The organism is Candidatus Villigracilis vicinus (genome assembly GCF_016702885.1).
In the GTDB taxonomy this organism is placed as follows: domain Bacteria; phylum Chloroflexota; class Anaerolineae; order Anaerolineales; family Villigracilaceae; genus Villigracilis; species Villigracilis vicinus.
Genome location: NZ_JADJDD010000007.1, coordinates 210,981 through 222,377, shown reverse-complemented (window position 1 = coordinate 222,377; position 11,397 = coordinate 210,981). Strand labels below are relative to the sequence as shown.

14 protein-coding genes are annotated in these 11,397 nt (G+C 51.0%); 6 read left to right on the top strand and 8 right to left on the bottom strand.

The features are described 5' to 3' along the window. Nucleotides 1–341, bottom strand: a 341-nt coding sequence (locus tag IPG80_RS08200) for a hypothetical protein (RefSeq protein ID WP_345105023.1), incomplete at its 3' end; no start/stop codon positions are given. Nucleotides 342–344: 3 nt separating this feature from the next. Between IPG80_RS08200 and IPG80_RS08195 the strand changes: the two genes are divergently transcribed. From IPG80_RS08195 to IPG80_RS08185, 3 genes are read left to right on the top strand one after another with little or no spacing between them, the layout of a single operon-like run. Then, nucleotides 345–722 (top strand): hypothetical protein, encoded by a 378-nt coding sequence (locus tag IPG80_RS08195; protein WP_345105020.1) that lies wholly within the window; start codon nt 345–347, stop codon nt 720–722. Between the two features lie 56 nt (nt 723–778). Then, on the top strand, nt 779–1,672 hold the full coding sequence (locus tag IPG80_RS08190) for a hypothetical protein (protein WP_345105017.1): 894 nt from the start codon (nt 779–781) through the stop codon (nt 1,670–1,672). A gap of 1 nt (nt 1,673) precedes the next feature. Beyond that, complete coding sequence (locus tag IPG80_RS08185; protein WP_345105015.1) at nt 1,674–2,360, top strand: hypothetical protein; 687 nt, start codon at nt 1,674–1,676, stop codon at nt 2,358–2,360. Nucleotides 2,361–2,439: 79 nt separating this feature from the next. Here IPG80_RS08185 and IPG80_RS08180 read toward each other — a convergent pair whose 3' ends face one another. The 6 genes from IPG80_RS08180 to IPG80_RS08155 form a co-directional block, all read right to left on the bottom strand. Then, complete coding sequence (locus IPG80_RS08180) at nt 2,440–2,655, bottom strand: hypothetical protein (protein ID WP_345105012.1); 216 nt, start codon at nt 2,653–2,655, stop codon at nt 2,440–2,442. Between the two features lie 151 nt (nt 2,656–2,806). Further along, nucleotides 2,807–3,274 (bottom strand): rhodanese-like domain-containing protein, encoded by a 468-nt coding sequence (locus IPG80_RS08175; RefSeq protein WP_345105009.1) that lies wholly within the window; start codon nt 3,272–3,274, stop codon nt 2,807–2,809. Between the two features lie 67 nt (nt 3,275–3,341). After that, nucleotides 3,342–3,746 (bottom strand): STAS domain-containing protein, encoded by a 405-nt coding sequence (locus IPG80_RS08170; RefSeq protein ID WP_345105006.1) that lies wholly within the window; start codon nt 3,744–3,746, stop codon nt 3,342–3,344. Between the two features lie 13 nt (nt 3,747–3,759). Further along, a complete protein-coding gene (locus IPG80_RS08165) occupies nt 3,760–5,037 on the bottom strand; it encodes a ferric reductase-like transmembrane domain-containing protein (RefSeq protein ID WP_345105001.1) in 1,278 nt (425 codons plus the stop codon). A 68-nt stretch (nt 5,038–5,105) separates the two neighbouring features. Beyond that, nucleotides 5,106–5,519, bottom strand: coding sequence for an STAS domain-containing protein (locus IPG80_RS08160; protein WP_345104999.1), 414 nt, complete (start codon nt 5,517–5,519; stop codon nt 5,106–5,108). A 28-nt stretch (nt 5,520–5,547) separates the two neighbouring features. Continuing rightward, nucleotides 5,548–6,768 (bottom strand): ribonuclease H-like domain-containing protein, encoded by a 1,221-nt coding sequence (locus IPG80_RS08155; protein WP_345104998.1) that lies wholly within the window; start codon nt 6,766–6,768, stop codon nt 5,548–5,550. 41 nt (nt 6,769–6,809) lie between these two features. Here IPG80_RS08155 and IPG80_RS08150 point away from each other — a divergent pair, with 41 nt between their 5' ends. Next, nucleotides 6,810–8,237, top strand: coding sequence for an MFS transporter (locus tag IPG80_RS08150; RefSeq protein WP_345104996.1), 1,428 nt, complete (start codon nt 6,810–6,812; stop codon nt 8,235–8,237). 33 nt (nt 8,238–8,270) lie between these two features. On the opposite strand, the gene IPG80_RS08145 is transcribed toward IPG80_RS08150, so the two are convergent. Beyond that, nucleotides 8,271–9,950, bottom strand: a complete 1,680-nt coding sequence (locus tag IPG80_RS08145) for a methylmalonyl-CoA mutase family protein (RefSeq protein WP_345104993.1) — start codon at nt 9,948–9,950, stop codon at nt 8,271–8,273. Nucleotides 9,951–10,088: 138 nt separating this feature from the next. On the opposite strand from IPG80_RS08145, the gene IPG80_RS08140 reads away from it, so the two are divergent. Beyond that, a complete protein-coding gene (locus IPG80_RS08140; protein ID WP_345104990.1) occupies nt 10,089–10,616 on the top strand; it encodes a DUF3090 domain-containing protein in 528 nt (175 codons plus the stop codon). A gap of 40 nt (nt 10,617–10,656) precedes the next feature. Beyond that, nucleotides 10,657–11,352 carry an SCO1664 family protein gene (locus IPG80_RS08135; RefSeq protein WP_345104988.1) on the top strand — a complete coding sequence of 232 codons (696 nt, stop codon included), beginning with the start codon at nt 10,657–10,659 and terminating at the stop codon, nt 11,350–11,352. Nucleotides 11,353–11,397: the final 45 nt, after the last annotated feature.

Sequence of the window (11,397 nt, the reverse complement as noted above, 5' to 3'; positions counted from 1 at the left end):
TCGTATTGTTCCTCGGTGGGATAGCGTCCATGTTGGCGAATGCCCAAGTCAGCATGAGGTGGGGCACCGTGGCGGGACTCGTGTCCGCGATTGCGGCGAGCTTTGCGGTGGGATACCTTGTCCGCGTGGGGATGGGGCGGGTTATAAGGTAGCCCATCTCCAATGCGAACATCCTGTGGGGTGGGGCAGCGACCGCCCTGCTGGGAGCGACCCTGGCGGAGTGGCAGCGCAAGCGGGCGGAGGAGGAAGCGGCGCGTCTCGCCGCCCTGCGAAACAGTGGCGGTGGGGATGAAGGAGGAGATGGCGGCGGCAGGACGAATGCGGGACGCAAGGCGTACCAAGCCATGATGCAGGAGAAGCGCATTGTGGGAGCCTTGCAGGCAGAACAGAATGCGAAAGCGCAGGCTGCAAAGGCAGAGTTGATCGCCAAGAACGAAGACCGTGCGCCGATTGATATAGCAAAGGTGAATCAAATAATGCAGGCGCAGTCTAACCGCGAGAAGTTGATTGCGAAGAACGAGGATCGTGCTCCGATTGATATGAAGAAAGTCGAGCAGTTGGTGCAACAGAGTGTGGATGCAAAGCGCTGGGCAGGCGTGGCGTCCGTGGCGCAGGCGAAGCAAGAGACAGAAAAGAAAAATACTGGCGGAGTAAAGGCACTTGCAGGACGGATGATCCGCCTACATGGTGGGAGAAAGTCGAACAAACATGGGAAGATATAAAATTATGGACAAACGACCATATTGTTCAGCCGGTTAAGGATACCTATACAAAAATTGTGACGACAGTTAAAAAATTTGTAATCAATACCGCTATTGCCATACAAAATAAGTATGAAGATACAAAGAAAGCTATAATTCAAAAATGGGAAGATACAAAGACATGGGTAAATGACCATGTGGTTCAGCCCGTGAAGAATACCGTAACCAAAGTAGTGACAACTGTTAAGAATGAATATCAACAATATGACACCTGGAAAACAATTCGCAATGAATATGGATGGACGCCAATCGGGAACTTTTCTCAGAAAGAACTTGCCTATATCGCAGACACGGGAAACAATATCGAAACTAAAATTGATGTGATTAATGGAGGATACGGAAGCGATTGGATGGACAGATATATGTCCGATGTCCTCATCATGAAATGGTCCACATTTTTTAAGATGGATCAACCTTGGACGTTGCCTTTGCCAAAGATTTTGTCTCCTTTTGGGAAATCGATTATCTTGCTACCCCAAAATTGGGAGAATTCTTACGAAAAGATATACGAGAAAGACCCAAAGATCATGCCACTTACCCATGAGTTTGGACATGTCTGGGATATAGCAACTGGGCATGTTGATTTTCGCGCAGTGCTTATTAGTTTGATAAACAATAAACCTATTATAGGTATTGTCAATGGAGCGGCAGATGATTTGAATACATTCATTGGCGGAGATATAGTGCAATTAAACTCAACTCGAATGACAGCTAACACTGGTCGAGACCGAATACCTGACGCATATGAATGGATAAACGGTTTCAACAAAGATTATGGAAACAACTCTACAGCAGATTATTTTGCAGAGGGATTCGATGCATTGATTAATGATCCTGGTACAATTCCGACATCGGACGTGAAACAATGGTTCGTGGATGTAATTAATGATGAAACTTTACGATTACCTTAATATGAAAAAAAAACATAACCCCTTTTTCAAACTACTAAAGTTGTCTGTTTTATTGGTAACTTACATCTTTTCGACAGGGTGTCTTGTAACATCCCCTCTGCAGGAAAACAGTGAAGACAGGGGGGAGTCCATATTGAAAAATATTACTTGTCTGCCGCCTTGCTGGGAAGGAGTGATTCCTGGTGAGACATCGAAACAGGAATTAATGACGATACTATATTCGATTGAGAAAAATAACGATTCGATCATCGATCATGATGAAGGATTGGGTAATTGGGATGACATAGTTAGTATTTATCTTTATTCTCAGTATGGGCAAAAAATCAATTTTTTTATTGTCGAGGATATGGTTGTTGAGATAAGCTTCTCTCATAAATTGTATATAACTTTGAATGAGGTGATCGAGATTTTGGGTGAGCCAGACTGGATTTATCCAGGGTTAGGGCATAATGGTTCTATATTGATAATTATTTACGAAAAAGAAGCTGTGGCGCTTCTTCATCAAATGGAGTCAGGGTTGTTTGTCGAAAGAGACTTAGTTCCGCAAAGCGAAATAGTTGAAATGAGTTTTTTCAACTCGATTGAAGCCATAGAAAAAAATGTTGTAACCCGCGACGATCTCGAAAAATATGGATACAGGTGGGCCGGTTATGGCGATGTTGATAAGAAGTATCCGGTATTGCCATGACAAACTACGATATGGTTATCTGAATAAGCGCACTTGATAAGGAAAGAACTTTCCTAGACGCCTACTCTTGCTTGTTACGTTACCTTGCTCTATGTGACTTTTCTTTCCACCAGCCAATACTGAGTATATGCTTGCCTTGCCCACCCTCACCCTCTCCATCTACACCATTTACCAAACCCACAAAAGGACCGGACACGCCCGTGCCAAAATTCTCAAAGAAGTGGGAGTGATGGTTTTCACGCTCATAATCATCCTTTTCCTGGGTGGGATTGCTGCCATGTTGGCGAATGTCCAAGTGGGGATGCGATGGGGCACTATGGCGGGACTCGTGTCCGCGATTGCGGCGAGCTTTGCGGTGGGTGGGATACCTTGTCCGCGTGGGGGTGGGGCGGTTATAAGAAGAGCCCCGAAAGTTCAGAACTTTCGGGGCTCTTTGTTTTTTTTGTTTATTGCGGCGCGCCTTCAATGGGGTAGCCTTTGGCATACCATTCTTTCAAACCGCCCGCCATGCTGGTGGCGTTATACCCAGCCTGCAAAAGGATGTCTCGTCCCTCCTGGCTGCGGTTACCCGAACGGCAGACCACCACGATCTCACGGTCTTTGGGTAATTCATTCAAGCGCGCAGGTAATTCATCCAATGGGATCAACGTGGTATTCGGAGCATGGTATTCGTCCCATTCCGCTTGTGTGCGCACATCCACCACAAAGGTGCCCGCCTGATACATTTCATACGCCTGATCCACACTGATCTCACGCGCCTGAGTGGATGCAGCCGTGCCGCCGCCCGAGCTGGCAGCGATCAGATACACCACCAACGCCACAAGCGCCACGACAGTAACCTGCCCGGCGGGTTTACGCAAAAAGGAAACCACCCCGCTGTTATTATTACTCGTTCTTTTTTTCTTCTTCGACATTTTGCCTCACAAGTACTGGATTGTTTTCCTAATTTAGATGCACAACGTGAAAGAAAGTTTCAATCCATCATGCAAAGGAACCGACTGCCGTATCCAGGTCTGCAAAGATCTCGAAGAATTGCTTCAATCCGACCACATCCAGCACTTGATCCACCGCGGGCTGCGGGTTAAGCAGCTTGACATGCTCCCGCGCCGATGCATCTTCCTTCAAGTTGATCGCGCGGAAGATCGGTCTGCCGCCATCCTTGCCTTGCAGGGAATGACCCGAATAGATGCGCGCCACCGTATGCAAGGCCATCAACCCGGCGCTGCTCACATAAGGGACCTGGGTCAGATCAAGCAGCAGGTTACGCACACCATCATCAAAAAGTTCCTGCGCCTTGGCGATCACATCCGTATAATTGGAAGAATCCACATCCCCCACAAGGTGTACGACGGTGATGTCTTCATATTTCGAAAAAGAGATCTGCATAAAAGCCTCCTGCTTACCTGAAATTAAATTCCTCAAAGTGAACGTGATCCTTGCTCACGCCCGCTTCGACAAACTTCTGCGCGAACGCCTGCACCATTGGCAGGGGTCCGCACATATACACATGATGGGCGTTCACATTTCCGCCCGCATTCCGAACGATCTCGTCTACACTAAGCGAGCCATGCGTGGATGAGTGGCGGATATGTGCCTTCAACCGCGGGTGCTTCGCCGCAATGCCCTCGATCTCCTCCGCAAAGACCGCTTCTTCCGGGTGCCTTACCGTGTAATAAAAATGCACATCGAAAGCCAGCTCCGTACGCAGGTCCCGCAGGAACGAGAGGAAGGGCGTAATGCCAATTCCGCCCGCCACCCAGATCTGCCTGTCACCGCCGGTCTTGTAGTTGAACAAGCCATACGCGCCTTCCACCAGCGCATCGGCGCCCGGTTTGAGATTCTGGAACACCTGCCGGGTGAAATCACCAACCGCTTTGATGGTAACGCGCAGTTCACCTTCATGCGGCGCACTCGAAATGGTGAAGGGATGTGCCTCATCCATGATCCCGTCCGCTTTGAAACGCACGAACAGGAACTGCCCCGCCTGCGCATGCCGGATCGGTCTGCCCTTGGCGCGCATCACCACCTCGGTGGTGGAACTATTGGGATGATTGACCGCTGCCACCGTATAAGGAACCCGCCTGCCCAGGAATCGGCTAAGCACCTCGGTATAAACATAAGAACCAATGCCGAGAAAGACAAAGATCTGATTCCAGTTGATGGCAACCTTCGTGGTGGGCGCATTGACGGTGATCGAATGCAAGTATCCCAAAATAAAAAAGAGCCCAATAAAACCGTGCAAGCGCTTCCAGCCTTCGTAGGTGCCGCTGGTCAATTTATTCAAGAACGGAACACGCGGCGCCAATGTTGGCAGGACGATGGCGATAATGCCAAGAAAAGAAACGATCGCCAGATAATTCCCAACGGCAAGGTCCACCAGGTGCAGCGGCACGATCAGCAGATGCACGAACATCAACAGGAATGCCGCCGTGGACGTGTAACGATGGGTCATGTACATCTTGTCCAAACCGCCGAAGTACGGTTCTGCCCAGCGCGGGCGGGTGGAAAGAAATAACGAGAATGACATCAGCGTGATCACAAGCGAGCCGAGAGTCATGCCGACATGATAGCGCACATAATTCTCCACACCGTCGGCTTGCGGGGGAAACAGCACCCAAACAATGACCGTCAGCGCGGCTAAAACAATAAAGACAATATTCCCAAGATTGCGTTTCATGAAATGTCACCTATAAATATGAATCAACAGCGATGCAGAAGGGTCCGCATCGCTGTTGTCCTTGCAGGTTATGAAAATGATTCGAGCGCCTTCTGCTTATCAGTAAAGATCTCAAAAAATGAAGAAAAGCCGACCATCTCCAGCACATTGACGATCTCGGGACGCGGGTTCAACAGCTTCACATGCTGCTGCACTCCGCTCTCGCGTGACTGGTTGACAGACTTAAGCGCCGCCCAGCCATGTTCGAGGTCCGGCAGTTTCTCGCCGCGCAACAGCAGGGCGATCACATGCAGAGAGACCAGACCCGCGCTGGAAATAAAGGTCAGTCCGCTCATATCCAGCAAAATATTCTGCGCTCCACCGTCCAAAGCTTCCTGCGCCGAAGCGATCAGGCTTTTGAACGTTTGCCCATCCAACTGCCCGGTCAATTCAAGGACGGTGACCGGCACACTTCCCTTTTCTTGCGAAATGTTAATCTCCATAGTTCCTCTCCATGCGTTGTTTCAATAATTATAAACCCGCTTTGCGCATGAGCCGTTCAAGGCGGTGGTCGATCTCCGTCAACCAATGTTTGCGCACATATGCGGGCAGATCCGCTTTCTCAACTTCAGCCCTGGCAGACTTTGCCCACTTAAGCGAAGACTTCACATCACGCGCCGTATGCTCATAATATTTTGCCAGCTCAATATGAGCATAAATATGACCCTGCTTCGCCGCCGCCTTCCACAACTCCACGGCACGCTCCACATCACCGCGCTTCTTTTGCAGGATGGAGATGCGCTTCACCGCCACGCCGAAATCTGCTTCGTTCAACCCAAGCTCGAGCCCACGCTCGAACAGACGTGCCGCTTCATCCCAGTGACCGAGATCCTCGAACAACTTGCCCAGCGCAATGAAATCAAGTCCGTGCTCCACACGCCCATCATACGGGTCGGCAAGGATCTCACTGACATGTCCCAGCAGTGCCGCCATTGCCACTATATCCATAGCATTGTGATAGAACACGCCGCCCAACGGGCGGGCATCCCCGCTGCGCAAATAATCAAAGTACAGCCACGGAATTTCATACCCCGGAACTTCATCAGAAGAACGCGTAAAGCCCATCACATGTTCTTCGAGATACTTCAATGCGCGTGAAGGCAGGCGGTCCCGCCAGAGTCTGCGGGCCAGGGGCAGCAGGTCGATATGGGCATAATCCTTAAAAGGGACGGGAATACGATGCAACGAATATCGGGTAACGAGCAGCGGCGCATCGAAGGACTTGCCATTGAAAGTGACCAAGCCTTCACATGGGGCAAGGAAGTTGATCAACGCTTCGAGCATGGCGGGTTCTTCAGAGGGGTCGCGCAGGAAGAATTGCTGCAGAGTGAACTTCCCATCCACAAAACGCGCCGCACCGACGAGAAAGGCATACGTACCCGTGCCGCCAGAAATGCCGGAAGTTTCGGTATCGAGAAAGGCAAATTTATGAATGGGCAATTCCGCAACACGCGGGTCTTTTGTCCATTGGGAGATGATCGAGAGCGGGAAAGCAGAATAAGGAGAAATACCGCCGTGGAAGTAATCTTGTTCGAAAACCTGCTCGGTGACAAACGCCTCCCCGCGCGGAGTGGCAATAAAGCTCCCGGCGACGACCGAGTCGATCGACTGGCGCTCAGGCTGGGGCGGGGTAGGCAGCGTGTTCGCCGTCTTCACGCCGAGGGATTTAAGTTTATCCGCTAAGGAGGGCATACCGGGTATTATATCCATGTTACACTTGCCTGAAGATTTAGATGAGTGTGAAACTCCCTTTCTGGTTAAAGACTTTATATGGTTCGGGCGATTGGGGAATAGCCAGCATCGGTATGATGCGTTCCATCTTTTATGCCATTTATTTAACAGATGTGGTCGGCATTGAACCACGACTCGCTTCGCTGGGCGCGCTGGCAGGTATCGTTTGGGATGCCATCAACGACCCCATCATCGGCATTTTGAGCGACCGCATGAAATCTAAACTGGGCAGGCGCCGACCGTTCCTTTTATGGTTCGCTTTTCCATTTGGTTTAAGCTTCATCATGTTATGGTCTGCACCGAACTGGGACAGCCAGGTGGCTTTGTTGCTGTATGTGACACTGGCGTTCATGATCTCAGATACACTGACCACTCTTGTGGCTGTGCCATATCTCTCTCTAACCCCCGAATTAACCCAAAATTATGACGAGCGCACTTCGCTTTCGAGCTTTCGCACGGTCTTTCAATTGCTTGGTGCCATGACCGTGGTGATCTCCGCGCCAATGATCGTGGATGCGGTCATTCTCGGCGGCGGCTCGCAACAGCAGGGCTTTATGGCTGCCGGTGCGGTCTTTGGTGCCATTGGTGCATTCCCTTTGTTTTTGATCGGTTTATTTGTGCGTGAACGTTTTGCCTCTGAAGCAACCGAGCAGGAATTGCTTTCCTTTCGTGAAACGTTGAACCTGGCGTGGCAAAACATTCCCTTTCGCTATGCAGTTGGCATTTACATGTTCAACTGGTCTGCGGTGGATATGGTCTCCATCACGTTCCCCTTCTTTCTTTTGTACTGGGTGGCAGAAGGAAATTTACTGGCAAAGGTAAATTTCCTCGGCGTGGATCTGGCGCTTGAGTCTGCGTTCTTTGGTGTCTTAATGTTTGTCTGTATTCTCTTTGTGCCGTTCTGGCTCTGGCTTTCAAAACGCCGCAACAAGATCCAGGCATATATCATTGGCATGGCAGCCTGGGTGGTTGTGCAAGCGTTGATCTTCACCATTCAACCCGGCGACACTAGTTACATGCTATTCCTTGCCGCACTGGCAGGGGTTGGCGTCTCGGCGGCATATATTCTGCCAGACTCGATCCTTCCAGATGTGATCGAGTGGGACGAACTGCGCACCGGTCGGCGGCAGGAGGGTATCTACTACGGTATCCGCACGCTTATCCGCAAGTTGACTGGGGCGTTGATCATCTTCGTCACGTTGCAGGTTCTGGGCTGGTCGGGTTATCAATCCCCGGCAGAGAACGTAAACGTTTACCAACAGCCTGCCTCTGCCCTGTTCATGATCCGCATGATGGTTTCATTCATCGGTGCCGCCATCTTGCTGGGCACGATCGTCATTGCCTGGTCCTATCCATTGACACGGGAACGATACCAGCGTATTCAACGGCTGCTAAGTATCCGCAGAAATAAAAACGCGAAAACGACTTAAACCTCGTTTTCGCGTTTTTATTTTTAATCCGCTTTATATCATCGTCGGTTCTTCATATTTCCCAAAAACTTTCGTCATCACACTCACGATCTCGCCAAGCGTGCAATACGCCCGTACACAATCCACAATATATGGCATGGTGTTTTCCGTACCTTCGCAGGCGATGCGCAGTTTATCGAGAGCCTGCCCAACTTGCCCACTATCGCGGGTCTTCTTAACTTCGTTCAAGCGCGACATCTGGCGGGTGTATCCATTCGGGTCCATACGTAGGATGGGAATGACAGCAGGCTTTTCCTCCATATAAGCATTTACACCGACAATTTTTCTCCGCCCAGTGTCGATCTCGCGTTGATAACGATACGCCGCGTCGGATATTTCACTTTGCATGAAGCCTTTTTCGAGCGCAGGGATGACTCCACCCAGATCTTCGATTTGACGGAAATAGGCATACGCCTCTTGCTCCATTCGGTTTGTTTGCGCTTCGACGAAGAAACTTCCCCCAAGCGGATCGACCGTATTCGTCACGCCGGATTCTTCAGCAATGACTTGCTGAGTCCGCAAGGCAACTTTGACCGCATGTTCAGAAGGAAGTGCGAGCGCTTCATCCATTGAGTTTGTGTGCAAACTTTGCGTGCCGCCAAGGACGGCGGCAAGCGCTTGCAACGCCACGCGGACGATATTATTCTCTGGTTGCTGCGCGGTGAGCGAGACTCCCGCCGTCTGCGTGTGGAAGCGCATCAGCCACGAGCGCGGATTCTTCGCCTTAAACGTCTCACGCATCTCACGTGCCCAAATGCGGCGAGCCGCACGATATTTGGCGATCTCTTCAAAAAAGTCATTGTGCGCATTGAAGAAGAAGGATAGACGCGGCGCGAACTCGTCCACATCCATACCGCGCGCAACTCCCCAGCGGACGTATTCCAACCCGTCTGCCAATGTGAACGCCAGTTCCTGTGCGGCGGTCGAACCGGCTTCACGGATGTGATAGCCCGAAATGGAAATGGTATTCCACTGCGGCACATACTTCGAGCCGTATTCCATCGTATCCACTACGAGGCGCATGGACGGTTCCGGCGGGAAGATAAATTCTTTTTGGGCAATGAACTCTTTGAGGATGTCGTTCTGCAATGTGCCGCGCAACTGGTCAAGCCGCACGCCTTGCTTTTCAGCAGCAACGAGGTACATCGCCCAGATAATAGATGCGGGTGAGTTGATGGTCATGCTGGAGGACACTTTATCGAGCGGAATGCCATCCAGCAAAATTTCCATGTCTTTCAACGAAGAGACTGCCACACCGCATTTGCCGAATTCGCCGAGCGCTTCGGGTTGGTCGGTGTCGTAACCCATCAAAGTGGCCAGGTCGAAGGCAATGCTCAAGCCGGTCTGACCCTGCTCGAGTAAGTATTTGAAGCGCTGGTTCGTCTCTTCTGCGGTACCAAAGCCAGCGAACATGCGCATCGTCCACAACTTGGAGCGATGCAGCGTCGGGTGGACGCCTCTTGTGTAGGGATACTCACCCGGAAGACCGAGCGAGGCGTTGTAGTCCATATCCGCAATATCGAGCGGCGTATAAAGTCGGTTGATCGGGTCGGAGGATGTCGTGATAAATTCGTCGGTGCGTTCAGGCAGTTGATTCAAGGCTTTCTTAAGAGAGGTTTCTTCCCACTTGGAAAGCGATCTACTTAATTCATCGAGAATTTTTTTATCGTACATGGCAGCTCCTTTGGCGAGTTGATGAGATTATACCGCCCCCCTCCGCCGCTGAAGCGGCACCTCCCCCAAATGCGACGTTAGATCTGTCGCATTTGGGGGAGGACGGGTGGGGGTGGTATACTCACAAAAAGGTAACTTATGTCCCGCATTGATATTGACGTCGACCCCTGTGATCACATCACCGCTGACGCGATTGGGAAACCCGGTCAGCGCGTTTTTTATCTGCATGCCTATCAAGACAAGCGCACCATCACCATCATCATTGAGAAGGCGCAATTGGTTTCGCTTGCCATTGGTGTGGAGCAATTCCTCGCGCAGCTTAGCCAGCAATACCCCGACCTTGAAGAAGCCTCGGGCGATTATGTCGAAGAAGTCATGCGCATCAACCCACCCGTAGACCCGCTCTTCCGCGCCGGTGAGATCGGTCTTGGCTACGATAAAGACCGCGACCGTGTCGTTGTTTTTGCCAAGGAACTGCTTACCGAAGAACAAGACCCCGAAGAAGGATCGCAGATCCGCTATTGGGCAACGCGCACACAACTGCGTCAGCTTGCCCGCTGGGGGCAGGAAGTTTCCTCACGCGGACGCCCCATCTGTGCGCAGTGTGGTCAGCCCATGGAACCGGGCGGTCACTTCTGCCCCAAGAAGAACGGACACCTGCATTAACGTTTGAACGTGAAAACGTTCGAACGTTTAAACGTTTCCCATGACCCAAATTAAAACTATTCTCACTCACGGCGACTACGAACTTCGTGGTCAATTCATGCTTGGTTCGAATTACACCTTTCTTGTCGATGTTCATCATGAAGGCGAAACTGTAAAAGCCGTATACAAACCCAGCAAAGGCGAGCAGCCGCTGTGGGACTTCCCCGACAATACACTTGCCCTGCGTGAGTGTGCAGCCTATCAACTCAGCGAAGCGCTGGGCTTTCACCTCGTGCCAGTCACCATTTATCGTGACGACGGTCCGCATGGTCCCGGCTCGTTGCAGCAATATATTGAATACGACGTTGACTATCATTACTTCAACTTTAGCGTTGAAGACAAACAAAAGCTGCGCCCGGTCGTGCTCTTCGACATTCTCGCCAACAACGCCGACCGCAAAGGCAGTCACGTTTTCTTTGAAGACGACACTCACCGTCTCTTCGCCATCGATCATGGCATTTGCTTTCATGAAGAGCCAAAACTCCGCACCGTAGTATGGGACTTTGCCGGTCAAGCCATTCCGGATGAATTGCTCGCGCCGCTTGCCTCCGCCGGGAGCTGGTCCAGCCTCTTTGAGCCGTATCTCAACTCAAGAGAGATCGAAGCCCTGTTTCTGCGCGCTGAAGAGTTATACACAGCCAAAGTATTCCCCCGCCCGATCCAAGGACGCCGGGCATATCCGTATCCGCCGATCTAAACGTCATTGCGAGGGCGTTCTTGCCCTTCTCGCAAATGACGGAAT